This window comes from Micromonospora narathiwatensis, assembly GCF_900089605.1.
Taxonomy (GTDB): domain Bacteria; phylum Actinomycetota; class Actinomycetes; order Mycobacteriales; family Micromonosporaceae; genus Micromonospora; species Micromonospora narathiwatensis.
The window spans coordinates 3,225,020-3,251,830 of the sequence record NZ_LT594324.1 but is presented as its reverse complement, the minus strand read 5'-3'; the positions used below and the strand labels follow the sequence as shown (position 1 = coordinate 3,251,830).

The 26,811-nt window shown below is 71.9% G+C and carries 20 protein-coding genes, 1 tRNA gene and 2 pseudogenes; 11 read left to right on the top strand and 12 right to left on the bottom strand.

Going from position 1 to position 26,811, the window contains the following annotated elements; genetic code table 11:
• Positions 1-206: 206 nt before the first annotated feature.
• Positions 207-1,196, top strand: a complete 990-nt coding sequence (locus GA0070621_RS13830; RefSeq protein ID WP_091202390.1) for an LLM class F420-dependent oxidoreductase — start codon at positions 207-209, stop codon at positions 1,194-1,196.
• A complete protein-coding gene (locus tag GA0070621_RS13825; RefSeq protein WP_091195446.1) occupies positions 1,183-1,983 on the top strand; it encodes an SDR family oxidoreductase in 801 nt (266 codons plus the stop codon). Before GA0070621_RS13830 ends, GA0070621_RS13825 begins: the two co-directional genes overlap by 14 nt.
• 16 nt (positions 1,984-1,999) lie before the next feature.
• Here GA0070621_RS13825 and GA0070621_RS13820 read toward each other — a convergent pair whose 3' ends face one another.
• The 3 genes from GA0070621_RS13820 to GA0070621_RS13810 all read right to left on the bottom strand — a co-directional run bounded on the left by GA0070621_RS13820 (position 2,000) and on the right by GA0070621_RS13810 (position 3,900).
• The gene (locus GA0070621_RS13820; protein WP_167666893.1) at positions 2,000-2,626 is read right to left on the bottom strand and encodes a SigE family RNA polymerase sigma factor; all 627 of its coding nucleotides are present in this window, start codon (positions 2,624-2,626) and stop codon (positions 2,000-2,002) included.
• Complete coding sequence (locus GA0070621_RS13815) at positions 2,590-3,195, bottom strand: permease-like cell division protein FtsX (RefSeq protein ID WP_091195444.1); 606 nt, start codon at positions 3,193-3,195, stop codon at positions 2,590-2,592. Before GA0070621_RS13815 ends, GA0070621_RS13820 begins: the two co-directional genes overlap by 37 nt.
• Before the next feature lie 87 nt (positions 3,196-3,282).
• Entirely contained in the window at positions 3,283-3,900 is a 618-nt protein-coding gene (locus tag GA0070621_RS13810) for a DUF6518 family protein (protein WP_091195441.1), read from the bottom strand.
• Positions 3,901-4,043: 143 nt separating this feature from the next.
• Between GA0070621_RS13810 and GA0070621_RS29985 the strand changes: the two genes are divergently transcribed.
• Positions 4,044-5,378: a permease-like cell division protein FtsX gene (locus GA0070621_RS29985; RefSeq protein ID WP_167666892.1), complete on the top strand. Its 1,335-nt coding sequence runs from the start codon at positions 4,044-4,046 to the stop codon at positions 5,376-5,378.
• Positions 5,375-6,274: an META domain-containing protein gene (locus tag GA0070621_RS13800; protein WP_157739987.1), complete on the top strand. Its 900-nt coding sequence runs from the start codon at positions 5,375-5,377 to the stop codon at positions 6,272-6,274. Before GA0070621_RS29985 ends, GA0070621_RS13800 begins: the two co-directional genes overlap by 4 nt.
• A 79-nt stretch (positions 6,275-6,353) precedes the next feature.
• Here the strand turns inward: GA0070621_RS13800 and GA0070621_RS13795 are convergent, their stop codons facing one another.
• The 7 genes and pseudogenes from GA0070621_RS13795 to GA0070621_RS31280 form a co-directional block, all read right to left on the bottom strand.
• Positions 6,354-6,674, bottom strand: a complete 321-nt coding sequence (locus GA0070621_RS13795) for a hypothetical protein (protein WP_091195436.1) — start codon at positions 6,672-6,674, stop codon at positions 6,354-6,356.
• A 31-nt stretch (positions 6,675-6,705) separates the two neighbouring features.
• Positions 6,706-9,039, bottom strand: a complete 2,334-nt coding sequence (locus GA0070621_RS13790; protein ID WP_407940338.1) for a transglutaminaseTgpA domain-containing protein — start codon at positions 9,037-9,039, stop codon at positions 6,706-6,708.
• Positions 9,015-10,169, bottom strand: coding sequence for a DUF58 domain-containing protein (locus tag GA0070621_RS13785; protein WP_091195432.1), 1,155 nt, complete (start codon positions 10,167-10,169; stop codon positions 9,015-9,017). Before GA0070621_RS13785 ends, GA0070621_RS13790 begins: the two co-directional genes overlap by 25 nt.
• 16 nt (positions 10,170-10,185) lie before the next feature.
• Positions 10,186-11,181 (bottom strand): AAA family ATPase, encoded by a 996-nt coding sequence (locus GA0070621_RS13780; RefSeq protein WP_091195429.1) that lies wholly within the window; start codon positions 11,179-11,181, stop codon positions 10,186-10,188.
• Between the two features lie 32 nt (positions 11,182-11,213).
• Positions 11,214-13,850 carry a fibronectin type III domain-containing protein gene (locus tag GA0070621_RS13775; protein WP_091195427.1) on the bottom strand — a complete coding sequence of 879 codons (2,637 nt, stop codon included), beginning with the start codon at positions 13,848-13,850 and terminating at the stop codon, positions 11,214-11,216.
• 151 nt (positions 13,851-14,001) lie between these two features.
• On the bottom strand, positions 14,002-14,961 hold the full coding sequence (locus GA0070621_RS31110) for a fibronectin type III domain-containing protein (RefSeq protein ID WP_269455618.1): 960 nt from the start codon (positions 14,959-14,961) through the stop codon (positions 14,002-14,004).
• Positions 14,962-16,812: 1,851 nt separating this feature from the next.
• Positions 16,813-17,106: pseudogene (locus tag GA0070621_RS31280) on the bottom strand (hypothetical protein); the annotation flags it as partial.
• Positions 17,107-17,207: 101 nt separating this feature from the next.
• Here GA0070621_RS31280 and GA0070621_RS13760 point away from each other — a divergent pair.
• The 3 genes from GA0070621_RS13760 to GA0070621_RS13750 all read left to right on the top strand — a co-directional run bounded on the left by GA0070621_RS13760 (position 17,208) and on the right by GA0070621_RS13750 (position 18,898).
• Positions 17,208-17,291 (top strand) — tRNA-Leu (locus GA0070621_RS13760).
• A gap of 117 nt (positions 17,292-17,408) precedes the next feature.
• On the top strand, positions 17,409-17,885 hold the full coding sequence (locus GA0070621_RS30845; protein ID WP_167666889.1) for an AbrB/MazE/SpoVT family DNA-binding domain-containing protein: 477 nt from the start codon (positions 17,409-17,411) through the stop codon (positions 17,883-17,885).
• The gene (locus GA0070621_RS13750) at positions 17,882-18,898 is read left to right on the top strand and encodes a tyrosine-type recombinase/integrase (RefSeq protein WP_167666888.1); all 1,017 of its coding nucleotides are present in this window, start codon (positions 17,882-17,884) and stop codon (positions 18,896-18,898) included. Before GA0070621_RS30845 ends, GA0070621_RS13750 begins: the two co-directional genes overlap by 4 nt.
• A gap of 387 nt (positions 18,899-19,285) precedes the next feature.
• Here GA0070621_RS13750 and GA0070621_RS13745 read toward each other — a convergent pair whose 3' ends face one another.
• Positions 19,286-20,065, bottom strand: a complete 780-nt coding sequence (locus GA0070621_RS13745) for a helix-turn-helix domain-containing protein (RefSeq protein ID WP_157739986.1) — start codon at positions 20,063-20,065, stop codon at positions 19,286-19,288.
• Positions 20,066-20,205: 140 nt separating this feature from the next.
• Here GA0070621_RS13745 and GA0070621_RS29555 point away from each other — a divergent pair, with 140 nt between their 5' ends.
• The 3 genes and pseudogenes from GA0070621_RS29555 to GA0070621_RS13735 all read left to right on the top strand — a co-directional run.
• Positions 20,206-20,376: a hypothetical protein gene (locus GA0070621_RS29555; protein ID WP_157739985.1), complete on the top strand. Its 171-nt coding sequence runs from the start codon at positions 20,206-20,208 to the stop codon at positions 20,374-20,376.
• An 838-nt stretch (positions 20,377-21,214) separates the two neighbouring features.
• Complete coding sequence (gene ltrA, locus GA0070621_RS13740) at positions 21,215-23,023, top strand: group II intron reverse transcriptase/maturase (protein ID WP_231920987.1); 1,809 nt, start codon at positions 21,215-21,217, stop codon at positions 23,021-23,023.
• A gap of 168 nt (positions 23,024-23,191) precedes the next feature.
• Positions 23,192-24,556, top strand: a pseudogene (locus GA0070621_RS13735) (IS1380 family transposase); the annotation flags it as partial.
• 341 nt (positions 24,557-24,897) lie between these two features.
• Here the strand turns inward: GA0070621_RS13735 and GA0070621_RS13730 are convergent.
• Positions 24,898-25,581 (bottom strand): DUF6236 family protein, encoded by a 684-nt coding sequence (locus GA0070621_RS13730; protein WP_157739984.1) that lies wholly within the window; start codon positions 25,579-25,581, stop codon positions 24,898-24,900.
• A 322-nt stretch (positions 25,582-25,903) separates the two neighbouring features.
• Between GA0070621_RS13730 and GA0070621_RS13725 the strand changes: the two genes are divergently transcribed.
• Complete coding sequence (locus GA0070621_RS13725) at positions 25,904-26,809, top strand: hypothetical protein (protein ID WP_157739983.1); 906 nt, start codon at positions 25,904-25,906, stop codon at positions 26,807-26,809.
• Positions 26,810-26,811 lie beyond the last annotated feature (2 nt).

Below are 26,811 nucleotides of genomic sequence, written 5' to 3'. Positions count from 1 at the left end.
GCGTGTGTCTCTCCTACCAGGGCGGTCCCGCTCACTGTCGGTGAAATAAGCGGTGCATGTCGAACCGCCGGGGGTGGCAGCGTGAGTGCCGACGGGACGGATCCGGCCGGACGCACAGGGGCGATCACGTATCGAAGGACGGGTGCGGAATCTTGCTCCAGGTAACCGCGAGCGGGCACGATCGACCGGTGACGAACCGATGGGGCATCACGGTGCCGCTGGCCGGCGTCCCGCTCGCCGACCACGCCCCGGTCTACGCGGCCCTGGACCGGGCCGGCTTCACCGACCTCTGGTCGTCCGAGGTGGCCGGAACCGACGCGTTCACCCCGCTGGCGCTCGCCGCGGCGTGGCAACCCCGGCTCCGCCTCGGCACCGCGGTCACCCCGGTCTTCACCCGCGGCCCCGGACTGCTCGCGATGAGCGCCGCCGCGCTCGCCGAGGCCGCGCCCGGCCGCTTCGCGCTCGGCATCGGCGCCTCCTCGCCCGTGCTCGTGCGGGACTGGAACGCCACCCCGTTCGCCGAACCGTACCGGCGGACCCGCGACATGCTGCGCTTCCTGCGCGCCGCACTGCACGGCGAGACCATCGACCACGCCTACGACACATTCACCGTCCGACGGTTCACCCTGGAACGCCCGCCGGCCGTACCGCCGCCGGTGCTGCTGGCCGCGCTGCGCCCCGGCATGCTGCGGCTCGCCGCCGCCGAGGCCGACGGCGTGATCCTCAACTGGCTCTCCGCCGACGACGTGCCGACCGCGCTCGCCGAACTGGGCCAGCGCCGCCCCGGCTTCCAGGTCGCCGCCCGGATCTTCGTCTGCCCCACCGAGGACGCCGCGCACGCCCGGGCACTGGGCCGCCGGCTGATCACCGGCTACCTCACCGTCCCCGCGTACGCGGCCTTCCACCGCTGGCTCGGCCGGGACAGGCTGCTCGGCCCGATGTGGGAGGCGTGGGCGGCCGGCGACCGGCGCGCCGCCTCGGCGGCGGTGCCCGACGAGGTGGTCGACGCGCTGGTCCTGCACGGCTCGCCCGAGGCGTGCGTCGCGCAGGTCCGCCGGTACGCCGACCACGGGGTGGACGTACCGGTGCTCGCCCTGCTGCCCACCCCGGAGCTGGCCGCCGGCGGTCCTGCGGCGCTGGCCGCGCTCATCTCCCGGCTCGGGCCCACGGACGGGTGCGGGCATGAACCTCACTGACCGGGTCGCGGTGGTCACCGGCGGGGCGGGCGGCATCGGCGCGGCGCTGGGCCGCCGGTTCGCCGCGGAGGGTGCCGCCGCGATCGTCCTCGCCGACCTGGCCGCCGACGCGGCCCGCACGGTGGCCGAGCAGATCGGGCCGGTCGCGCACGGCGTCGGGCTGGACGTCGCCGACGAGGCCCAGGTCCGTGCGCTGGTCGAGGAGACCGAGCGACGGTACGGCCGGATCGACCTGTTCTGCGCCAACGCCGGGGTGGCCACCGGCGGGGGAGTCGACGCCCCCGACGCCGACTGGGAACGAGCCTGGCGGGTCAACGTGCTGGCCCACGTGTACGCCGCCCGGGCGGTGCTGCCGGCGATGCTGCGTCGCGGCTCGGGACACGTGCTCCTCACCTGCTCGGCGGCGGGCGTGCTGACCGCGGTCGGGGACGCCCCGTACACCGCGACGAAGCACGCGGCGCTCGGCTTCGCCGAGTGGCTGTCGATCACCTACCGGGACGCCGGCATCCGGGTCAGCGCGCTCTGCCCGCAGGGCGTGGACACCCCGATGCTCGCCGACGGCCTCGCCACCGGGCATCTGGGCGCCCGGGTGATCGCCGCCTCCGGCCCGGTGCTCACCCCCGACCAGGTCGCCGAGGCCACCATCGCCGGGCTGGCCGAGGAGCGGTTCCTGATCCTGCCGCATCCGGAGGTCGCCGCGTACGCCCGCCGCCGCGCCGAGGACCCGGACGGCTGGCAGGCCGGCCTGCGCAAGCTGGTCCGCAAGCTGCGCGCCGCAGATCACTAGGTGGCCGGCACAGGGGTCAGATCCGTACGAAGTCCTCGCCCAGCAACGCCCGCAGCCTGCCCAGCGCACGGGCACTCTGTGTCTTGACCACCGACGCGGACACGTCGAGGATCCCGGCCACGGCGTCGACACTCTGGTCCTCCCAGTGGCGCAGCACCACGATGGCCTGGTCGCGGACGGGCAGGGTGGCCAGGGCCCGCAGCAGGGTGACGTGCAGCTCCACGGTGTCGGCGGCCCGTCGGTGCGGCGCGTCGGGCAGCTCGGCGAGCACGACCTCGGAGTCGCTGCGCCGCTTCTTCTGGTCGAAGACCGCGTTCATCAGGACCCGACGGCTGTACGCCTCGAGATTCGTGGTGCGCCGGATCCGGCCCCACGCCGCGTACATCTTCGCGAAGGTGATCTGGGTCAGGTCCTGCGCGAGGTGCCAGTCGCGGCACATGAGGTAGGCGGTACGCCGCAGGTTCGGCGCGGTGGCCGTCACGAAGGCGGTGAACTCCGCCTGCCAGGCGGCCTGCTCGCGCCGCCGGGCGGCGCCCCATCGGGCCATCAGACCGTGTCTCGGCTCCCGGGGCGAGCCCGCAGCCGGGGCGGTCCCGGCGTCCGGCATCACCTGGTCGTCCAGGCGCTCGTGCCGGCGGGGCACGCGCTGCCGATGATCTCGTCGACCCCGGGCATGCGCTCGACGCGGGCCGTCAGGCGCGCGTACGACGACCGTCCGGTGACCTTGACCCGAAACGACTCCGGCAGCTGGTCGGCCTGGACGGCGGCGACGAGTTCCGGCTTGTCCTCGAATATCTTTCTGAACCTGGCGAGGGCCTCTTCGCGGCTGACGAAGACCATGGTCCGGGCTGCCGGATCCGCCTCCAGCTCCCGGTTCACCGCGTTGCGCTGCTGATCGGTGACGTCCATTCTCAGGAAGATCGAGACATCGGTGGCGGTGTCCCGGGCCGGGGACTCGCACGCCGGGTTCACCAGCATCGCGAACGCCGCCGGCACGGTCGCCGGTGGCGTCGGAGCGTCCGGCGGGGTCGCCACGTTCACCACCGCCAGGGCCGCGATGGTGGTGACGCCCGCCGCGCTCGCGGCCACCAACCGGTGTCGGCGGCGGCGCAGGCTGGTGCCGGTGGCCATGGCCTGGCCGGCGAGGTCACCCGGCGGATCGGGCTCGTCAGCCAGCGCGCGGTCGAACAGTTGCCGCAGGTTCTGGTCCAAGGTTCCCTCCCGTGCTTCGGTGGACTTCCACCTGTGACGACTGGTTGGGACCCCGGATCGGTGACATCGCGGGGCGAGGCGAATCGTTCAGAACCCGGTGGCCGTCGCGAATCCCACGAAGACGATTCCGGCCAGGGGCAGGGCCGCGGCCAGTGCGAGCGCCCGCTGACGGTTCGATCCGCCGACGAGCACGACGACCAGGACGCCGAGCGCGACGTCGATGACGACGTTCCAGGCCGTGCCCGGCGGGTAGCCGGGATCGCGGGTCCTGCGGACGAACCGTGCCGCCTCCTCGAAGAACACCGCTGCCGGCAGCGCGGTCCCGACGATCTGCCGCCAGCCGGTCGCGCGCGCCCAGTTGCCGCCGATGCCGAAGACCACCCCGGCGAGGACGCCGAAGGCCATCCAGAGCAGCGACGACGGCGCCCACGCCACGGACAGTTCGTCTCCCTGAACGAGCGTCGCGGCGAGGTAGTAGCTGGGTACCGCCACGACGAGGAGGGCGGCGGCGGCCACGGCGGTACGCGCCCAGCCCGACCGGAGCCAGTACCCGAAGAGGAAGGCGGCGACCGCCCAGGTGGCGGTGGAGTTGCCGAGTTCGGCGAACGGATACGGTACCCACTTGATCCACAGGAAGTCGAGGAAGCCGAGCAGGAAACCTCCCGCCACGGCGGTGAGGGCAACCGTCTTGTGACCGGGGCGCATGACCCGGCAGCATACTCGGTATGCCCGCGCGGTGATGTCGACGCCCTCGGCCGCCCGACCCGGGCGACGCGGGCCCGGCCGACGCCCGCGCCGACCGCTGCCAGGGACAACGCGGGACCGCTCCGGCTGTTTTACTGTCCGCCGTGTCGGACCCGATCCCCCTGCCAGCAGTGCACGAGCAGCCACCCACCGGTACCCCGCCTGCTGACCCCGAGCCGCCCGCCCCGCGCCGTCGCCGCGGGCTGCTCCTCGTGGTGGCCGCGGCGGCGATGCTCGTCGGGGCGCTCGCCGCGACCGCGGGCGTCCTGTTCGTCAACCGCGGTGACCAGCACCGGTACGCCGTCAACGTGTTCCTGACCCGCGACGTCAGCGCCGAGCAGAAGACCGCGATCGAGTCGGCGCTGCACGACCTGCGGCCGGTGGAGGCCATCCGGTTCGAGAGCCGCGAGCAGGCGTGGCAGCACTTCAAGGAGACGTTCAAGGACAGCCCGGACCTGATCGAGCAGGCGTCGGCCGCTGCCCTGCCCGAGTCGTTCCGGCTCACGACCGAGGGCCGGGATTTCGACTGCGGACGGCTGACGCCGATCCGCCGATTGCCCGGGGTGGACGAGATCCAGGTGATCCAGCAGCCCGCCGAGGGGAAACCCGGCGCGACGGTGGGCTGCGGCGCCGCGCCGGCGGCCCGGCCGAGCGCCGCCGCGCCGTCCCCGACGCCCGACACGGTTCGCGCCGAGCTGGTTGAGGCGTTGCGGCGGTCGCAGGGCGTCGCCCACCGGTATGCGGTGCGCGGCAACCTGCCCGAGGGGCAGAGCGTCAAGGGCAGTGGCGCGTTCGACCCGAAGGCGCGGCGGTTCCAGGCGACGATCTCGGTCACCGGCGGGAAGTACCCGGCGGCGGGGAGCCGGGTGGTGATCGGTACCGACAGCTACGTGCGGTCGGCGGAGCAGAAGGACTGGGTGCACGTCGATCTGAAGCGGGTGAAGCGGGACGATCCCTTCCTGCGTTTCGACTGGGCCGACCCGACCGGCCTGAAGACGTTCAGCGCGGCGATCACCTCGGCGCAGCGGACCGGCCCGCACACGTACACCGGCCGCTTCGACCCGGACGGCAAGGACATCACGTCGTTCCTTCCCGTGGGCGCGCCGAGCATGGTCTCGATCGGTATGCCGCTGTCGCCGTTCACGATCACGACCGACGAGCAGGGCTGGGTCACCTCGATCGTGGTGGAGCTCACCCCTCGTACGGGCCCGAAGCTGACGATGACCACCACGATGAGCGGGCACGGGACCGCCCTGAAGATCAAGTCGCCGGCGCGGTTCGGGGAGGCCGCCGACTTCTACTACGACAAGTGTCCCGGTCTGCGGTCGCCGCCCGTTCCGGCCTCGCGTGACGCAACCGTTGGCCGCCGCGCCGCGTCCAAGCCCTCAGCAGGCAATCAACACCGGCGGGCGTCCGGTGGGACATGGGGGCGGAGATGAGCCGGATCAGGTACCTGGTGGCTGCGGTGGCGGTCGGGGCACTGCTCGCGGGCTGCGGCGAGCGGATCGGGTCGGAGGGGCCCGCCGCGGACCAGGTCGTCGATCCCGGCCCGACCGCCCTCGGACCGCCGCAGGATCCGGTCGCGCTGATCGGATCCTGGACGGTGGCGGAGGCCGACGGTAGCGCGGGTGACGTCCTGCGGCTCGCCTACGACACGAGCGGTGACCTGCTGTTGTTCGGCCGCTGCGGTCCGTTGATGGGGAATTGGCGAGCCGACGTGAACGGCCTGTTCGTCGCCGACCTCTGGGGCAACTCGGTTCCTGTCGACGGCCGGGACTGCCGGGCGGGTGCGGAGATCGCCGACACCTGGCTGGGGCGGGCCGCTGCCTTCCGGGTGGACGCCGACGGGCCGGTCCTGCTCGATGACCGGGGCGGGACTGTGGCCCGGCTGGTGGCCGGCGCGAAGCCGACCCCCGGGCCGAACCTGCTGCCGTCCCTGGCGGAGCCGCCCGAGGTCACCGACGAGGTCCGACGTGCCTTCGCGCCGGCCGCCGCCCTGCCGGCGGCCCTGAACCCGGCGGGCCGGGAAACCCTGCTCGGTCGATGGGTGTCCGTTCAGGGTAGGTGGGGCAGGTCGAAGGCGCCGTACGTCGAGCTGCGCGCCGACGGCGGATGGAAGGGCTCCGACGGGTGCAACGGGCAGAGTGGACGATGGGCGGCCGGGCCGGGTGGCGCCTTTCTCGGCACCACCGGACCGAGCACCCTGATCGGGTGCGACAACGAATCGGTGGGGGTCTGGCTCGCCAGAGCGTGGCGGGCGGGGTTGAACGGCGACGTGCTGGTGTTCCTCGACGCCCAGGGCAAGGAGACGGGCCGACTGCGGCGCGACCGCTGACGCCCCGCCGGGTCGGCCGGCCACCGGACCGAGGCGCCGGAGGGCCGGTCGGCCGGCAGGTACGCGTCCGCGTCACGGTTCAGTAGGAGCCGCCGCTGTCGCTCCCTCCGCTGTCGAAGCCGCCTGCGTAGCCGCCGTCGGAGCCGCCGTGGTGGCCGCCTCCGTGGCCGGCGGCGTCGCCGTAGGCGCTGTTCTCCAGGACCGCGCCCCGCTCGAAGGTGTCCCGGTGTGGGCGGGGGCCGGAACGTTTCAGCTGCCGGGTCGCTTTGCGGGCCGCGGCGAGGTGCTCGGCCCGGGTCCGGGTCCGCGCGCGGCGGGCGCGGACGTGCCACTGCCAGCCGGCGGTGGCGAGGAGTACGCCGGTGAGGGCGGTGACGACCGCCCAGGCAGGTGCGGACATGCCTTCGAGGGTAGGGCTGGTCGGCAAGCGGTCAGCGGCGCCAGCGCAGCGGACCCGGGTGGACCGTCCACAGCAGCCGCCGCCACCACGGGCGGGTCGCGCGCAGCGCTGTGGCGTACCGTCCGGCCAGGTCCGCGGCCCGGTCCGCCTGGGCGGGGGTGGCGGTGTGCGGGGCGAAGGCGACCTGGTTGAGCAGCCCGGCCAGCTCGTCGGCTTCGTCGTCGACCGCCTCGGTACCGGGTTGCCCGGGCCGTGCCGCGCGGGCGTCGGCCAGGGTGCGGCGGGCCTGCTCGGCGACCTCGGCGGCGGCCAGGTCGCCGCCGGCCGGTCGGCCGGCGAGCCGTAGCGCGTCGGTCAGTTCCCGCCAGGCGCCGGCGATGCGTCGGCCGGGGTCGCCGTGGTGGAGGCGGGCGCGGGTGAGGTTGCGGCGCAGGGTGGCCAGGGTCAGCAGGGCGAGTACGGCCAGCAGCGCGAGCGTGCCCGTGCCGCCGCCGACGAGCACCGGGGTGCTCAACCCACCCCGGCCGTGGGCGGGGCCGGGTGGGGCCGCCGCCGGGGGTGTGGCAGTGGGCTCCACGGCCGGTTCCGGCACCTGGGACGGGGGCGGGTTGTCGGGGGTGGCGCGGAAATCCTCCTCCACCGCGCGGGGCTCCTGGTCGGGGCGGGGCATCGGGTCGAACGGCACCCAGCCGACGCCGTCGAACAGCACCTCCGGCCACGCGGACGCGTCGGCGGCGCGGACGGGGCCGTCGCCGTCGGGGGTGAAGCCGACCACGATCCGGGTGGGCAGGCCGGCCAGTCGGCCCAGGACCGCGAACGATGCGGCGAACTGTTCGGAGGTGCCCCGCTGCCCGCCGCCGTTGCGGGGTCCGAACAGAAAGAACGCCAGGTTGGGGTAGGCGTGGCCGCTGGGCGCGTCGGCGGTGACCCGGTAGTGCTCGGCGAGGAAGTCCTGGATGGCGGTGGCGCGGGCGTACGGGGCGCCGTTCTCCTCGGCGAGTTGGGTGGCCAGGCGGCGCAGCGGCTCCGGGGTCCCGTCGGGCACCTGCAGCACCCGGGCGACCGGGTCGCCGGCCGGTACGTTTGCCGTGGCGAGCAGGTTTACGTCGAGGTGTTCCCGGGCCGAGGTGACGGTGTAGCGCAGCCCCGGGGTCAGCCCTTCCGGGCGGATCAGCGTCGCGGTGGCCGGGTCGTACGCCACTCGTGCGCCGGTGACCTCGCGTGGGGTCGGTACGGCGGGCAGCAGCCGTCCGGTCAGGTCGGCCACGGTGATCTGTTGGCGGACGGTGTCGGTGGTGACGCCCGGGGCGGGTTCGGTGACGGGCAGGATGCGTCCGGCGTTGCGGTAGGTGGCCCCGACGCGCCAGGTGACTCCGTCGTAGTCGTTGAGCACCGCGAGGCGGATGCGGGGTGGTGCGGCCGGGCCGGCCTCGGTGTGCACGTCCAGCAGCTTCTGGTCGGGGTTCAGCGCCCAGCCGGAGATGCGGATGAGCGGGTTCTCGTCCAGCGAATCCACCTGCGGCGGTTCGACGTAGCGGCGCGGGTCGACGGGACGGTCGTCCACCCGGGCGGCCAGGATCGGGGCGAGCAGGGCCGCGAGTGCGACCAGCACGGCCACGCCGGCGGCGCTCGCGGCGAGCAGGCGCAGCCGTACCGCGGCGCGTACGGCCGGGGCGAGTCCGGTCGTCGGGTCGCCGGTGGTTGCGGTGTCGCGGTGCGACGGTACCGCCAGGCCGGCGGCGGCGACCGCGGTGAACACGACGGTCGTAGCGATCGCGGGGTCGGCGTTGGGGCCGACGACGTAGACGGCGCCGGCGTAGAGCAGCACCGGTGGCAGGTAGCCGAGCAGCACCCGGCCGGCCCGCAGCGCCACCTCGGCGGCGGCCAGCCCGGTCAGCCAGGCGGCGACCACCGGCACCAGCACGGTGTCCGGTGCCGGTTCCACCGGGATCATCGCGGTCAGGAGGCGGGGGATGGCGTTGCGGGCGGCGTCGGCGGCCACCGTGGCGAGGCTGCCGGGCAGGGCGGCGTGGCTGGCGGCCAGGCGCAGCGACAGCAGCGTCCAGCCGGCCAGGGCGGCCACGGAGATCGGGGCGACCAGCCAGGACGGCAGGCGGCGGGCGGCGACGCTGACCAGCACGGAGCCGATCGCCGCGCCGAGGATCAGGCGGGTCAGCAGCGGGCCGGCGTACACCCGGTCCAGCACCACGCCGGCCAGGGTGATCATGGTGATCAGGGCCAGCGGCACCGGCACGGCCCGCAGCAGCCGGGCCAGCGGGCCGCCGGCCCGCGCGGCGGTCGGCTCGGTCGGCGGGGCCGGGGCCGGGGCCGGCGTCAGGGTCACCACCGGCGGATCCCGTCCCACTCGGCGGCGAACTCGGTGCCGTCGGCGGCGTCGACGACGACCAGGCCGGCCGCGCCCGGCCGCGTCGGCTGCGCCGCGCCGAACATCCCGACCACCAGCGACGGGTACGCGCCGCGCAGCGCGCCGACGTGCCCGAGGTCGGCGGCGGCGCCGGGCCCGGTGAGGAAGACCACGGTGTCGCCGAGCCGCTCCTGCCGCAGCCGGCTCATCGTGGTACGCAGCGGGTCGTCGCCGCCGTCGGTCAGCTCGACGGCGGCGAGCCGGTCCAGCGGGCCGGCGGCCCCGGCCGGATCCTCGCCGGGGGGCACGACCAGCAGCAGGCTCACCGGCAGGCCCTCCCCGACGGCGGCGGCCAGCACCGACGCGGCGGCCTCGCAACCCGACTCGAACGACTCGGCGACCCCGGCCGCCCGTCGCGGATGGGCGCAGGCCCGGTTGTCCAGCACCACCACGATGCGCGGGAGGCTGGTGTCCACGTTCTCCCGCACCATCAGCTCGCCCACCCGGGCGCTGGTACGCCAGTGCACCCGGCGCAGTTCGTCGCCGACCACGTACTCGCGCAGCGAGTCGAAGGTGATCGAGCCGTGCGGCACGCTGTCGGTGCGTCCGTCGAGGCTGCGTCCGGCGCCGGTGGGCACCGCCGTCAGGGGGTGGATACGTGGGTGCACCCAGACCGGCACGGTGCCTCCGTAGGAGCGGGCCAGCGCGACCAGGCCGAGCGGGTCGCGGCGGGTCACCCGCAGCGGCCCGACCGGCACCACGCCGCGGCGGCGGGTCGGCACGTCGTAGCGCACCTCGGTGTCGCGGCCGGGCCGCAGCCGCAACAGCGGCACCGGCACCAGCGCGGCACCGCAGCGGTCCTCGGCGACGAGGTTCGCCGACCGCAGCCGCCCGGTGTTGCGTACGGCCAGCGTCATGGCGGCCGGCTCGCCGCGGGCCACCCGGTCCGGGTCGGCGGCCCGCTCGACCGAGAGTCGGGGCCGCCAGGCGGCGCTGACCAGGGCGTACCCGACGGCGACGGCGGCCGCCGTGCCGAGCACGACCAGTTCCGGGTAGGCGAAGCGGAAGCCGACGCCGAGCAGCACGGCGGCGGCGGCGAGCAGCCCGACGCCGCGGGCGGTGATTCCCACGATCCGTCGTGCCGTCTCAGCCCTGCGCCGGGGCGGGCTGGCCGGACGGCAGCGGGACCGGCACCGAGGCGACCGCCTGGCGCAGCACCTCGGCGGCGGTGACACCGCGTACCTGCGCGTCCGGGGTGAGCAGCAGCCGGTGCGCGAAGACCGGCTCGGTGAGGGTCTTCAGGTCCTCCGGCATGATCCAGCCCCGGCCGTCGACCAGCGCGTACGCGCACGCCGCGCGGGTCAGGGCGATCACGCCGCGGGGGCTGACCCCGACCCGGACCTGCGGGTGGTTGCGGGTGGCCGCGGCCAGCCGCACCGCGTACGCGTAGAGCGGTTCAGCGATGTGCACGCGCCGGGCCATGCGCACCATCTCGCCGACGGTGGCGGTGTCGGTGATCGCGGTGAGCGAGTCGGGGGAGCGGACCGTGGCCCCACGCAGCACCTCCACCTCGACCGACTCGTCGGGGTAGCCGACGGAGAGTTTCACCAGGAACCGGTCGAGCTGGGCCTCGGGAAGACGGTAGGTGCCGTCCATCTCGACCGGGTTCTGGGTGGCGACCACCAGGAACGGCTGCGGCACCGGATGGCGTACGCCGTCGACGGTGACGGTCCGCTCCTCCATCACCTCCAGCAGCGCCGACTGCGTCTTCGGTGACGCCCGGTTGATCTCGTCGGCGATGACGATGTTGGCGAACACCGGCCCGGGGTGGAACTCGAACGCGCGGGTGGCCTGGTTGAAGATCGTCACCCCGGACACGTCCGAGGGGAGCAGGTCCGGGGTGAACTGGATACGCCGCCACTTGCCCTGCACCGTCGCCGCGATCGCCCGGGCGAGGGTGGTCTTGCCGACCCCGGGCACGTCCTCGAGCAGGACGTGCCCCTGGGCGAACAGCGCGGTCAGCGCCAGCCGCACCACCTGCGGCTTGCCCAGCACGACCGCGTTGATGTTCTCGGCCAGCCGGGCGGCGAGGGCGGCGAAGCCCTGCACCTCCGGCTGGGTGAGCGGTTCGTGGGTGTTCACGTGAGCGGGTGCTCCTCGAGACGGGGACGTGGTCAGCAGGTGGGCAGGAGGTTGATGTTGTCGCCGCCCTCCAGGTTCAGCCAGGCCCACGGGATGTAGTTCTTGCCGCTGTAGTTGACCTGCACCCACCAGGTGCTGCGCTTGTCGTTGTTGTAGATGTAGGCGTAGACCTCCTCACCCTGCACCCTGCAGTACGCCTGCAGCCGGGTGCCGGGCTTGGCCCAGCCGACCTGCTTGGCGTTGACCTGCTGCGGCACCGAGAAGATCTCGTTGCCGTTGCGTTTGCCGGCCACGTCCGTGTCGCAGTAGGTGGCCTCGGCGCCGGAGGACCCGTTGTTGCAGGTCGCGATGCCGTAGAGCGCATCGGTCGACTGGGCCCTGGTGGCGGTGCCGTTGCCGGCGGCGTTGGACGCGGTCACCGTCACCGTGTACGCGGTGCCCGGCGTCAGGCCGGTCACCCGCAGGCTGGAACAGCTCCCGCCGGCCGGGCTGCCGCCGCTGACGGTGGCGGTGCAGGTGGCGTTGCCGCCGCCCGCGTCCACCGTGAACGACACCGTCACCGAGGTGACGTCCGCCGACGACCCGGTCACGGTGACCCGGGGCGCGGCGACCGTACGCGCCGTCGTGGTGGCCTCCGCACCCGGGCCGGCCTCGTTGACCGCCTTCACCTTCACCGTGACGTTCTGCCCGTCGCCCAGCCCGCCGACCGTGGTCTGCACGTCGGTCACCTCGCTGGTCTTCCCGCCGACGTCCACCAGATACTTGGTGACCGGCCGGCCGTTGTCCACCGCAGGCACCCACTGCACCGCCACGGTGCCCGGCTGGTCGGCCACCGTGGACGCGCGCAGCTCCGTCGGCTTGTCCGGGGCGGTGAACGGCACCACCGTGTCGCTCACCGGGGACGCCTTCGAACCGGCGCCCTTGTCGGTGACCGAGACGACGGTGAAGGCGTACTGGGTGCCGTACTCCAGCTGACCGGCCGGGATCACCAGCTCCGTCTTGGTGGAGTCGCCGGCCGGGGCGCTGGCGCCGGCCGAGGTGGCCGTCACCGAGTAGCGGGCGACGGTGTTGCCCTGCCCGTTCGCCTCGGGCCACTTGACCAGCACCGTGCCGTCGGGACGCGCCTCGGCGGTGACGCTGGCCGGCGGGTCCGGCACCTCGGCGGTCGGGGTGACCGGGTTGCTCCGCTTCGCCGGCCCGTCACCCTTGGCGTTGACCGCGTGCACCTCGAACGTGTACGTCTCGCCGTTGGTCAGCTCGGTGATCTCCAGCGAGCGCTGGTTCGCGCCCACCTCGTGGCGCTGCCCGGCACCCTCCACCACGTACTTGGTGATCTCGGCGCCGTTCGCGGCGGCCGGCTGCCAACTGACCCGCGCCGACGCGTTGCCGGCGGCGGCGGTGACGGCCCGCGGCGCGCCCGGCTTGCCCACCTTCGGCTTCTTCGGCGGGGGCGGCGGCGGGGGAGCCGGCGGCGGGTCACCGCCGAGCACGTCGTTGGCGTACTTGTTGACCTCGCGGACCTGGTTCTTGTCGTCCACCACCTGGGCGGTGGACGAGTTCGGCGGGTTGATGAACAGGTGGTTCTCGCGGACCTCCAGCTCGATCGGGCCGGGCCGGCCGGAGCCCTTGATGGTGTCCACGAGCTGCCCGTTGGCGTCGAACGAGTACACCGTGCCGGTGCTCTCGTCGGCGCAGTAGAACCGGCCGGCCCAGGCCACCGCCGGGGTCAGCTGCTCACCCGCGCCGGGCACGGTGAACTGCCGCACCTCGCCACCGTCGTGGACCACGTGCACCGTCCGCTCGCCCGTCACGGTGACCGGCACCTGCGGGCCACTGGTACGCGGCGGCAGACTGCCCGGGGCGGTCATGCCCTTCAGGTCGGCCCGCTGCGTCCGGCCGGCCTGCACCGTCACCAGCGACGCCGACGTGCGGTCCAGCACCGCCACCCCGTCGTCCAGGGTGGACACCACCAACTCGTGACTCGGCTCCGCCACCTCGTACGTCTCGATCTGTTTCGGGCTCAGGCCCGCCGGCGGCGCTGATCCCGGCGTCTCCGGCAGCTCGGCGGCGGTGACCGCCGACACGGTGCCCTCGCCCGGGACCGCGACCCACAGCCGACCGGCGCCGTCGAACGCCCCACCGGTGATGCCCGGCGGATAGCGCACCGGCTCACCCACCGGGGTCAGCGCGCGCGGATCGAGCTGCCGGACGATGCCCTGCACCGCGTCGATGACGAACGCGTCGTTGTCGTGCAGCGCCACGTTCACCCCGAGCCCCGGGGCGGTCGGCGTGGTCGCGATGATCTTGAGGGTGGCCAGGTCCAGCGAGGAGACCTGGCCGGTGTTCAGATCCCGCAGGATCAGCAGCCGATCGGTCTGGGCGACCTGCATCTGGTGCCGGCGTGCCCCGGGCACCTCCGTGCGGGTGTCCACCCGCGCGGTGATCCCGTTGACCCGGGCCATCTCGCTGCGGGTGGTGCTCCACAGCCAGGAGGAGGCGTCATAGTTGGCCACCGCGTTGTCGGCGGCCCCCAGGCCGAGCACGGTCAACCCCATCGCGGCCAGCAACGCGGCCACGGTGCCGATGGTTACCAGCCCGCCCCGCAGCCTGCGGGAACGGGGTCGGGGCGGTTGCGCCCCGGTGCTCGTGACTTCCTCGATGGTGGTCACTGCCGGCTGCCTTCCCCGTGTCGGTTGGGGGAGGGGCCACGCGAGATCGACCCTCCCCAGAGCCGGGAGCCATCATAGGGGCCGGCCGACAGCCGTGAAACCCGAACCGTCCTCCTGTGGACACCCAGCGTGTCGCCGGCGCGATCGCGGGTCAGCGGGTCGGCGTACCCCGATCCCGGTCGGTGCAGACCTGCCCCGACGTGGCGTACGTGTCCGTCGAGTAGACCGCCAGCACCGTGAAGCAGTAGTCCAGCTTGGGGCTCAGACCGTTGACCGTGTAACGGGTCTCCCCGGGGTCCACCGTGGCCATCATGCCCAGCCGCTGCCCCGCCTGGCCGCCGGCCACCACGAACGGCACCGCCCCGTTGGACGGATCCGACCAGGTCACCGTGATCGTGGTCGTCTCGTCCCGCAGCCGCAGGTCCCCCGGTGGAGGTCCGCTCACCTTCGGCTTCGCCGCAGTCGGGTCCGCCACCGGCGGCGGGGCCTCGTCGCGGTTGAGCACCACCACGCCCACCCCGACGACCGCCGCCACCGCGACCAGCGCCACACCGGCCACCACGGCCACCACCGTCCGGTTCCGGCCGCGCGGCTCGGGCTCCACCGGCATCGGGTACGCCGGCGGCTGGTGGAACGGCGCCGGCACCGCCGGCCAGGCCCCCTGCTCCGCGTACGGGGCCGGGCCGGGCGGCTGTTCCGGACGGGCCGGCTCGGGAAACTCCAACAACTCGTCGTAGACCGGCAACGGCCGCGGACTCACGTCGTCGGTCTCCGGCCCCGGCCGGTACGCGGGATCCGCTGCGTCCGGCGCGGTCTCGTCACGCGGCTCCGGCTCCGGCTCCGGCTCCGGCTCCGGCTGCGGGTCGGCCGGCCGGTCCAGCGGCTGCGGCGGGGCCACACTGCTCCACGGCGGGGCGGTCAGCCCCCACGGCGGCACCGGCGACGCGCTGACCGGCGCCACCGCCGGCGGGCCGCTCATCTGTGCACCGGTGACCGGCGGCGGCGCAACCGGCGGGCCGCTCACCGGCGGTGCCGCGACGGGCGGGCCGCTGATCGGCGGCGGCGCAGCCGGCGGGTACGCCTGGTAGGCGGGCGCCGGCGGACCGCTCACCGGTGGCATCGGCGCGGGCGGCCCCGGCGGCGGGCCGACGGGCGGGCCACTCACGGGTGGCGCGCTGACCGGCGGGCTGCTGACGGGCGGCCCGCTGAACGGTAGGCCGCTGGCCGGTGGCGTGTGGAAGGGGACGCCGCCCTCCGGCGGACCGCTGGCGGGCGGCGTCCCATGAACTGGACCGGTCACCGGCGGTGCGCTGTGCGGCGCGCCGCTCATCGGTGGGCCACTGACCGGCGTGGCATTGACCGGGGTTGCGCCCGCCAGTGGGCCACCTACCGGCGGCGCGCTCACCGGTGTCCCTCCGGCCGGGGCCACGGCGACGGGTGCAGCGCCCGTCGGAGCCGCCTCGGCGGCTACTCCGGTTGGCGGTGCCTCGCCGGTGTACGGGCCGCCGGCCGGGCGGCTTGCCGGCGGCGCGCTGACCGGCGTGCGACTTGCCGGCGGGGTGTTGACCGGCGGGGCGGCCGGGGTGGCGGCAGGGGCCGGGCCGGACGCGGCCCGCTCCGCCTCCTCCCGCAGCAGCGGCCCGATCTGCTGCACCTGGACCGTCGGCTTGTCCCAACGTGGCGCGGGCATCGCCGGCGATGCGGGCGTACCGTCGGCCGAGCCGTGCCCGGGTACGACCGGTTGGTCGGCCGCACGCTGCGGCTGACCGGCCGGGCTCATCGAGGGTGCAGCCGGCGGCACCGAGACGGGCGCGGTGAGCGGCGGCCCGGAAACCGGCGCGGCCTCCGGGCCCGCCGGCGCGGCGGGCACCGGGATCGACGGTGGCGGAGGCAGCGGACCTGCCGCCGGCGGGGCGGAGTTCGGCGCCGGAACCCGCGGCGGTGACACCGGCGGGGTCGGCGAAGACGCCGCGCCGGGCGCCGGCGCCGCCGAGACCGGCCCGCTGGGAGGCGGAATGACCGGGGCCGGCGGCAGATGAGGCGGCGGGGCGGCTACCGGCGGAACCGGACTAGGCGTGGGTGGCATGGACACCGGCGGCGGTGCCGAGGCCGGTGCGGGTGGCGGGACAACCGACGGTGCAAACACGGCGGCCGAGGGCGGCGCGGAGACGGGCTGGGGCGGGACCGGCGGTGCCGAAGCCGGTGCGGCCGGCTGAACGAGCGGCGGCGGTGCCGGGGCGGCCGAAGATGGCGCGGGGACGGGCGTGACGCGCGCCGGCGGCGCGCTGACCGGACCCGAACCGCTGTACGGGCCGGACACCGGCGGAGCCGAGGCGGGTGCCCGGATGGCCGGTGGCGGTGGCAGCGGCGCGGTGGGGGCAGCCGTACCGGGCGGCGTCGGACCAGGAACGACCGGCGGCGGGGGCAGGTGCGTACCCGGACCGGTAGCGGGCGGTGCCCACGGTGACGGCCGCGCCGGAACCGGTCCGGCCCACTGCGTGCCGGGCGAACCGGCATGCGGCGGGGCCGACGCTGGCGGGGCCGGTGGTGCCGGCGGGGGAACGGCGGTGACACCGGGCCCGGGCGGGGTGACCGGCGGCTGGTGCGCAGCGGGCACGGCTGGTAGCGACATGGTGGGCCCGGACAACGCCGACGGGTCGTGCTGCGGACCGGCGGCAGGGCCGCGGAAGTGCATGCCGGGAGCGGCGGCGGAGCCGCCGAGGTACTGCTGGGCTGCGCGTACCGCAGGGTGGTCCGGCCCGAGCACCGCGGGCCCGGCGGTGGCCACCCGGGTGTAGTTGCGGCGGGCCTCGTGCCGGTTGCCCAGTTCCTCCGCCACCTGAGCCAGGTCGAAGCTGAGCGCCAACATCAGCGGATCCGCTTCACCACGGCGACGCTCGCCGGCCGCGTACGCCTCCTCCAGAACCCGCCGGGCGGCGGCCGGGTCGTCGGCCTCCCGATGCAGGCGGGCCAGCAGGTGGCCGGTGGCCAGCACATCGGGGTGGTCCTCCCCGTACGTCGGTCGAGCCGCTGTGATCGCGTCGGCGAGGATACGGCGGGCAGTGGCCAGATCACCCGCGCTACGCAGGGCGAGGGCCTGGTGTTGCGCGGCGGTCAGGGGGGAGGGGTGGGACACGTGAGCAATGCTGCCCGGAATCGGCGCTCGGACGCTACCCGGCACGCCCGATCTCGTGCGCGCCGTGCCACCTCGCCTCTCTGACCAGCGGAAACGTGGCCCAAGGGCGGCGATGTGCATGATCCATCTGGGCCGTGTACAGTAATCCCCCGTGCGGCCCACCGGGGCGGCCGAACCGGTGAGAAGATCACCTCGGCTGACAGGGTAGGCTGTACGAGCAGGTCCGGGTGGCGGAATGGCAGACGCGCTAGCTTGAGGTGCTAGTGCCCGTATAGGGCGTGGGGGTTCAAGTCCCCCCTCGGACACTCCCGCGTAGCAACCGTGCGACGTTGGACGTTCAGGTGGTCAAGCATGCTTGACCACCTGATTTCACTCTCTGTTACCGCCGTTGGTGGCAGCCTCGTCGTTGGGCGAGGTGGGTCATGACAGACCGGCCGATCGATTCGGTGATCCCGGCGGTGGTTCCATCAGGCGGGCTCAAGATCCGCGGCGACTCGCGTGCCGCGATGAAGCGACCGCCTCTGCCGCTGGCGCGACTAGCTCCTACTCGCGACAGCAGCACGGTGTATGGGCTGGCGACTCTTGACGTGCATGGCCGCGTCGCTGATCGGGCGGTGATGATCGCCCTCGGCTGGGCTCCCGGCCTCAGGCTGGGCATCAGGGAAAGCGGCGGCCTGATCATCGTCGACCCTGACCCGCGCGGGGTGTTCCGAGTGACGAAAGAGGGCCATGTGCGGTTGCCTGCGGTGGTCCGCCAGTGGTGCGGGCTGACAGCCGGCGATCGGGTGCTGCTGGCGGCCGATCCGAAGGCCGGACGCCTCGTGCTTCACCCGCCGGCCTCTCTGGACGCGGTGGTCGCGCGCGTGCAGGACGAGGCGTTCGCGGGTGGTGAGTCGTGAGCGGCGTGGCGGGCAAGGCCGAACTGGAGGCCGCTCGGTTGTTGCTATCGCGGATGGGCATCTCTCCAGCGGATCTGGTGGCGGCCACGTCCGATCGTCCGCCGGCTCCGACGTTCGCGGAGTATGTGCCGGTGGTTGCCGCTGCGGTGAGTGCTGGGACGCGGCGGGCGTACGGGTCGTACTGGAAGCGCGTGGTCGAGCAGTGGGGCCAGCGGCGTATCGATGAGCCGACACCGTCGGAGATCGAGCGGCTGGCGGAGTACGTCAAGACGCATGTGGTGGCCCGCCGTAACGCGCGGGGCGGGCGCAGCGCGGCGGAGCATCTGATCGCGTCGTTGCGGTGCCTGTACCGGCGGGCGGTCGCCGACGGACTCCTGTCTGAGGCAGAGAACCCGGCGTTGAAGGTGGCGAAGCCACGGCGGTTGCCGAGCACCAGGCGAGCGTTGGCGGATACCCGGTTGGCGGAGATTAATGAGGTGGCGGCGTCCACGGGTGATGATCCGGCGTTAGACAGTCTGCTTCTGCGGTTGCACACCGAGACGGCGTGCCGTCGCGGTGGGGCCCTCGCTTTGCGGCCGGTTGACCTGGACCCGGACCAGTGCCTAATCCTGCTGCGGGAGAAGGGCGAGACGGTGCGGTGGCAGCCGGTGTCGCCCACACTCATGCGGTACCTGCAGCGCCATGCCGAGCAGCGGCACGCGACCGAGATGGGACCGTTGTTCCGGTACCGCAGCGGGCAGCCGATCACCTACCGGCGGTACGACCACCTGTGGGTGCGCATTGGTGAGCACCTGCCGTGGGTGCACGCGCAGCAGATCAGCACCCACTGGTTACGGCACACCACGTTGACCTGGGTGGAGCGCAACTTCGGCTACGCCATCGCCCGGGCCTATGCCGGTCATTCCGCCGGCGGGGGAGATGCCGGAACCACCGCCACCTACGTACGCGCAACCGTCCACGAGGTTGCTGCGGCGTTGGCGGCACTCACCGGTGAGCCACACCCACTGGCATAACGGGGTGTTGGGGCGGACCATGGATTCAGCGGACTTGGTCCGCCCCAACCGTTCCACCACTCGGATCTCTGTGCTGAGCTCGCTTTTGGCCTCCGCTATCCGAGGTGCTCACCTTGCCTTTAGCGTCGGGTGCGGAGGGGTTCGCCGCGTCTCGCCTGGGGAGAACACGTGGAAAGTTCGCTGCTGCCGGTGCCGCACTGCGCATCGTTGGTGGATCACGCTGCCTGCCGGGTACGCCGTCTGGCGGACCGGCGTCAGCATGGCGGTGCTCTTCCTCGCCTGCGGGCTGCTGGCCGACGGCGTGCGCATAGTGCGGCCCAGGTTTCCGGACTCGGTGACCCACGCCGACCGCTGAGCCACGGCCTTGATTCGTGGTCGGTGGCGCCGTTACTTGTCTTCGCCGCCTCCGTAGAGGCTGGAGCCCTCTCGCAGGCCGTGGATGAACCCGGCGACGGCCGCTCGTTCGCGGGCGGGCATCGCCATCAGCGCATTGAGGATCCATCCGACGTCGGGGGAGGGGCCTCCCTGAGGCTTCGCCCTCATCAGTTGGGCCGGGAAGGGCCGTGTCACGGGCTCAGGGCACGCGAAGGCGGCCATCATCTCCAGAGACTCGTCCGAAACCTGTGCCCGCAGCTCGATGTTCACCACTGCGGGGTAGCCGTCGGAGGGCTCACGGAGGCCGATCTCGGCTTTATAGCTAACCTTCCATGATTCGCCCAGCATGCGCGCCAGGATCCCGCAAATCGCCTCGGCTAGGGCGAACAGTGCCGCCGAAGGCGCGTAATAGTCGTCGTTCGGAGTCCACTTCGTCTTGGCGGCGGTTTCGGCGCAGTGAAGGTCGAGTGAGGCGTCCAAACCCGGCCTCAGCTCGCGCCACCACTGCTTGACCATGCGCTCTTCCGCCTCGCTCTCCAGTGCGACCATCCCCTGCATCGCCCACCAGAGGTCGAGCAGCGCATCCTCGTCGAGTTCCAAGGCGGCGGCGTAGCCCCGGACGACCGCCTCGGTCTTGGGTGGGCGGTTGCCGCTCTCGGCCATGGAAACGGCGGCCACAGAGAGCTTGGGGTCGAAGGAGTCGGCGACGTCGGCCTGGTTCTTCGACAGGTGCTTGCGTACCGCCTGCAGCACGCGGCCGAACGCCACCGCCGAACCCGATCCGGATTTCACGGCAACACCCCTTCCTCGTGAACTGTGTTGCTGATATTTTTTCACTGGCAACACGGAGTAGCCCGAAAACCGTAACACGAGGCGTCGCTCGATCCGTGCGTCCGACGCAGCCACCTCGGTACAAGAGAGGGAAGTTCCCGATGAGCCACGAGGACTCGAACAAGCGCCGAAACGTCGACAGGGTTGAGCAGGCGGGCCAGGACTTCAGGCGATACGTGGACGTGGTTTTGGTGGTCATCGGCGGCGTCAAGGACGTTCATGCGGCCGTGTCTCCGCTCGTCGCGGAGTGGAAGCGGCGTAACCGGCGTTAGGCTAAGCCGCTTAGGTTGGTGGGTCACTGTGATGCGATGGCGAGGCCTCTGTGGTGGCGATCGTTGTTGTGCTTGCCGGGGTGGTGGGACCGCCCGCAGCGGCGATCGCCGATGTCCGGGCGGCTGGCTGCTGCGGCAGCATCAGCTCAATGATCTCCCACTGCGCGTCGGTCAGATCTAGCAGGGCGATGCACTGATCTGCCGTTGCGACACGATGTCGCACTTTGCGAGTGGACTCGCAGTTAGGAGGACCGGCGTGATGTCGGTTGTGTAGTCCCAGGCGCGTGCTTGCTGCCTGGCCCTGCCCTTGGCGTGCGCTGCTGGTAACGGCGGGGTGCGAAGCCCGAGGGGAAAGCCGAAGGGTCCTCGTCCCATCGAGGGGGCCACGGGTGAGGGGCAGACCGGACGGGTGAATCGCGTGAACCTTCGTTGATGCCTCGTGAATAGTGGCCCTGCGCGGTGGGATGTTCGGGCGGGGTGTTGGGACGGGCCGTCGTGAGGCGGCAGGCGCTGGCCGGGCACGGCATCTGGTCAGGGAAGCACCGCCGGTCCCCGGGGTAGAGAGGGCACCCAACCCGGTCGTATCTCGTGAGTGTGGAACGTGGAAACCCCGACGGGGTCCGCCGCCGGTGACGGCGGGCGGTAAGCCGACCGTGAGGAAGGCCCAGCTCCCCGGGCGGGAACAGGATGACCTGAGAAGCGAACGCCGGTGGCCGAAAGGCGGCAGGAAACCGCGACGACGTGGCCGTCTCCTTCTGGGCGGTGTCGTGGATAACTGGCCGGATACCGGGCCGGGTGCCCGGCTGCGAAAGCAGGCTGACGCGGGTCAGGTGAGCCCGTGAAAGAGACGATGACGACGAGGCTGGAACCGAAGGGCAAGTTGGGTGCCACTCCTGTGGGGGTGGTGAACGGACCGGAGGACGTCCTCGACTGGCACGCGGTGGATTGGCGTGCCTGCGAGGATCGCGTACGGCGTCTGCGCCAACGGATCTTCACGGCATCGCAGGCGGGGGACCACAAGCGGGTCCGGAACCTGCAGAAGTTGATGCTGCGTTCCCGGTCGAACACGTTGTTGAGTGTTCGCCGGGTGACGGAGATCAACGCTGGACGTTTGACAGCGGGCGTGGACGGCAGGACCGTCCTTCACAGCCAGGACAAGGCCGCACTGGCGGACGGTATTCACCGCCGGCTACGGCCCTGGCAGGCCCGCCCCGTCAAACGGGTGTATATCCCGAAAGCGGACGGCCGCCGCCGACCGCTCGGTATCCCCGTGCTCGTCGACCGGGTGCTGCAAGCCCGGGTCGCGGCCGCGTTGGAGCCAGAATGGGAAGCCCGGTTCGAGCCGAGGTCCTACGGATTTCGGCCCGGACGCAGCTGTCAGGACGCCATCCAGGCCATCTTCAACACCGTCAAGGGCAAGAACCCGGCCCGGCGTTGGGTGCTGGACGCGGACCTGAAAGCGGCGTTCGACCGCATCGACCACCACCATCTGCTCACCCAGCTCGGCGGGTTCCCCGCCAGGGAACAGGTCAAGGACTGGCTGAGCGCCGGGGTAGTTGAACAGGGCCGGTTCACCCCGACCGAGGAGGGAACTCCTCAAGGCGGGGTGGTCAGCCCACTGCTGTTGAACGTCGCGCTGCACGGGATGGAACACGCCGCCGGGGTTCGCTACCGCACCATCGGATCCGACGGTGCGGCCAGCGTCCCGGACAGCCCGGTGCTGATCAGATACGCCGATGATTTCGTCGCGATGTGCCGCACCAAGGACGAAGCGATGCAGGTCAAAGCGCGGCTGGCCGCATGGCTGACGCCCCGAGGACTGGCCTTCAACGAGGACAAGACCCGCGTGGTCGACCTCGATGAGGGCTACGACTTCCTCGGGTTCACCGTCCGCCGCCACCACGGCCTACTGCTGATCAAACCGAGCAAAACGGCGATCAGACGGATCCGGAAACGGCTACGCACCGAAGTGCGTGCACTGCGCGGCAGCAACGCCGCCGCGGTGATCGCCCGCCTCAACCCGATCATCCGGGGCTGGGCGGCCTACTACCGGACGGTGGTGTCCAGCGAAATCTTCAACTCGCTGGACCACTACCTGTGGAAACTGGTCTACAAATGGGCCAGGCACACCCACCCGAACAAGCCGACAAGCTGGGTCATCGCCCGCTACTTCGGCATGTTCAACAAGTCCCGGCGAGATCGGTGGGTCTTCGGTGACCGCGACAGCGGCGCCTACCTGCAGAAATTCGCCTGGACCAGGATCGTGCGGCACCAGATGGTCCCCGGCACCGCGTCACCCGATGACTCGGCGCTGACCGACTACTGGACCAGCCGACGGCGACGCCCGACGCTGCAACCCCCAGTCGACCGCACCACCCAACGGCTGCTCGACAGCCAGCAGGGCCGGTGCACCTACTGCGGGCAACTCCTCCTGCACGCCGACCGCCCACCACAAACCCCACGAGAATGGGAACAATGGTATAGCGGCCTGCGAAAAGCTATGGATCACAACACCATCAGCCTACGACAGGACAACACCCCGCACGATCCGCAACTCCGTCTGCTCCACACCCACTGCCACCGCCGGAACACCGGCAAAACGGCAGGCCAGCCAACTGCACGCCAGCGAGCCACAGGGCTTGCTTGAGCCGGATGCATGGAAATCGTGCACGTCCGGTTCTAAGCCTGGATCCGTGGACGAGGGCTGGTCCATTGTGGCTGGGGCGGCGTGGAAATATGACGAGAGTGCCCTCTGGGCTGGGATGATCGGGTTTGTCTAGAACGCGAATCTCACCAGCTCGGAAGGGCACTCTCGGTGCAAGGATCTCATGCCTGGCGTGCGGACAGCGCGGTGTTCGACGAGGACAATCTCGTGTCGTGTGCAGGGCTGGTGCCTGTGCTGGAACTGGCGGAGCAGGCAGGGTTGTCCCGCCTGTTGGACGAGCACGTCCAGTTCGCCTGCGAGCGGCTCAAGTCCGGTGCGGCGAACCCGACGCCGAAGCTGACCTCGATCATCGCCGGGATGGCCGCCGGCGCGGACAGCATCGATGACCTGGACGTCATCCGGTCCGGTGGGATGAAGAAGCTGTTCAGCCGGGTCTACGCCAATTCCACGTTGGGGATCTTCCTGCGGGAGTTCACCCACGGCCACACCCGCCAACTGTCAGCGGTGCTGCGCCGGCACCTGGTCGCCCTCGCGCAGCAGACCCCGGTGCTGGACGGCATCAACGACCACGTCTTCATCGACATCGACTCACTGCTGCGCCCGGTATACGGGCACGCCAAGCAGGGCGCCTCGTTCGGGCACACGAAGATCGCGGGCAAAACCATCCTGCGCCGGGGCCTGTCGCCCCTGGCCGTCACGATCTGCACCGCGACGGCGGCACCCGTGCTGGCCGGCGTGCGGTTACGGGCCGGACGCGCCGGCTCAGCCAAAGGCGCCGCGTCCATGCTCACCGAGGGCATCAACACCGCTATCGCCTGCGGCGCGGACCCGGCAAAGATCCTGGTACGCGGCGACTCCGCCTACTGCAGCGGCAAGGTCATCACCGCGGTCGTCAAAGCCGCAGCGCAGTTCTCGTTCGCCATCGCCCGCAACCCGGCCGTCGACGCCGCGATCGCCACCATCGGCGACGAGCAGTACACGCCCGTGCACTACCCAGGCGCCGTCACCGACCCCGACACCGGGCAACTGATCTCCGACGCCCACGTCGCCGAAGTCGAATACACCGCCTTCGCCGACACCCGCCACCGCATCACCGGCCGGCTCATCGTCCGCCGCGTCCTGGACGCCAACACCCAGGACCCCCTGTTCCCGGTCTGGCGCTACCACCCGTTCTTCACCAACAACCCCGAGCCCGTCACCAGCGCCGACATCACCCACCGACACCACGCCACCTGCGAAACCGTCTGGTCCGACCTCATCGACGGCCCCTGGGCCCACCAGCCCTCCGGCTCGTTCAACGCCAACACAGCCTGGTGCATCCTGGCCGCGATCACCCACAACCTGCTCCGCGCCGCCGGCACCCTCACCGGCACCGCCCGCTACGCCACGGCCCGAGGCGCCACCCTGCGCACCCACTTGATCAACATCCCGGCCCGACTCGCCCGCCCACAACGCCGCCCCGTGCTGCACCTACCCAGCCACTGGCCCCGAACCCAGGCATGGCTCACCCTCTGGAACGCCGTCTTCACCACATAAACACCCCGACCCGCGCACAGCACCCCGGCCACCACACGCATCCACGCTCACCACACGACCATGAACCGAGAACGCTGGGCAGACCAGCAGCACAACCACACCCTCAAACCAACACCAAGATCGAATCACCCGATCACCGGCCGACTCGAAACCGGTCCACGGATCGAGGCTAAGGGGGCGGCGGCGCAGCAATGCGCCGCCGCTACCCGGCCTGATTGATCGCCTCGGCTCGTCGGTGGAGGTCCGGCTTTCCCGCGTTCTGATCCCCGGCATTACTGGTCGGCAGCGGGAAGACGCTCCCTTTGGTCCGGGGAAGCCACTCACTGCTTCTGGACCCGATGCAGGTAGCGGTAGGCGGAAGGGCTTCCAACGCTGCCGCTGCGGTCGTAGCGGGTCTGATTGGTCGCTACATTCACGGCGATATTGCCCAGTACGGTCAGCGCCGACGCCGGAAGCGCCGTCTCAGGCAGGCCAGCTGCGACCGCGACTGCGGTCGTGGCCACCGTGACAGCCACCGACTGCTTGACCAGCGTCAGCTTGCGTGCCCGCGCAGCTCCCTGGAGATCACGGACGGCCTCCTCGATCTCGTGCTTGACCCGCAGGAAGGCGTCGTTCGGGTGGAGATTCCGCAAGCTGTGCAGCAGATCCTGAACCGTGACCATCAGGCGCACCCGCTCGTCGGTGTACCTCTCTCGGAACGCGACGAGATCGCCAATGCTGATGTCTCCCTGGGGCACCGGGAAGAGTGCGCCGATGTCGACTTTCCAGCCGGCGACGTTCTCCCGGCCGGGGATCGGGTCGGCGCCCATCCGGTGAGCGGATGGCACGTCGGTGTGTGGATGCAGCCCGAGAGGTCCCTGGCCGCCGAAGCGGGCGTTGCGGTTCGCGGCGATTTGGTCAGCAATGATGCTCACGACGAGGTGCATCAATGCGGGCGAGCCCACCAGGCGGTTCGGCGAGTCTGGATGCTGGTACACCAGTTCACGGCGGAGCAAATTCCGCACGACGCTACGGTGCAGCTTGTCGACATGCAAGGTCCGGGCGTGCCCGTCGGGCGGGTCGACGGCACACAGGACTCCAAGCCAGGAGGCGTCCGGTGCCGGAGGGCACCTCAGTCACACGGCGACGTTGGCGCTGTGCCAGACGGCGCCAGGGTTCCGGCGCGCATGGTCCGGATTGTCAGTGGCGGCCCTTACCCTGCGGTTTGTGAGCCTAACGTCGGTCATCGCTGATGATGGGCACCCGTTGACCCGCTGGTTGGCTACCCACCTTCGGCGTACGGCGGCGGTTCGTGTGTCGTATACCTCGGCGTTTCCTGTCCGGCGGGTGCAGCGGCCGGTGGCGGCGGGTCGGACCGTCGTGCGGTGGGATCTGCTGGGCGTGGCGGTGGATTTCCGCCTTCGCTGTGCGTTCGTGGCGCCGCAGGCGCCGCCGTCGGCAGTTGCGGGCGTGGCCTTGGCCGGCGTGATCGGCGGGCCGGGTCCGCGGTGCGTCGGTGAGGCGCTGGTCGACGCGTACGTGGAGCACCTGCGTACCTTCGGGCCGCACATCCGAGGGCGCCGCTGGCTGCTGGAGCGAGAGGCGGAGGCACGCCTGGACCGGATGTGTTTCGCTCTGGCCTGGTTTGATCGGGTCTTCCGGGATGGTGCGATCGCCCCTGGGTCGCCTCTGGCTGACATGGTGGATGACGGCGACTTGGACGCGTTGCTGGGGTGCGTTCCGGAGTACGTGGTTATGGATTTGCAGGTGCAGGTGATGCTGGCCGAGCGCGCTCTCGGACAGCTGCGCAGCGCTGCGGAGGTGGCCGTCTGCCAGGCTGCGCCGACGTTCGCGGGCAGTGCAGATGTTGGGGGTGCCGACGCGGATCTGGTCATCGGTAGGCGTTTGATGGAGATCAAGTCGGTGTCGCGCCCGGAGGTGCTCACGGACCAGGCGATCTGGCAGCTGGCGGGGTACGTGCTGCTCGACTACGACGACGAGTATCGCTTCGACGAAATGGCGTTCTACATGTCGCGAGTCGGCTGGTTGGCGTCCTGGAAGGTCGATGAGTTTTTCGGGTTGCTGGGCGCGAGATTGCCGCTGCACCAGTTACGCGATGAATTCGCCCGGCAGTGTTCGGTCGCCGCGACGGCGAGCGCCACCGGTGTTGACGGACAGGTTGTGCGTCGTGACCGACGCACAGAGGCGAGTCTTCTTGTGGTCGATCGCCAGGAAGGGGCGGACTCGAAGTGACA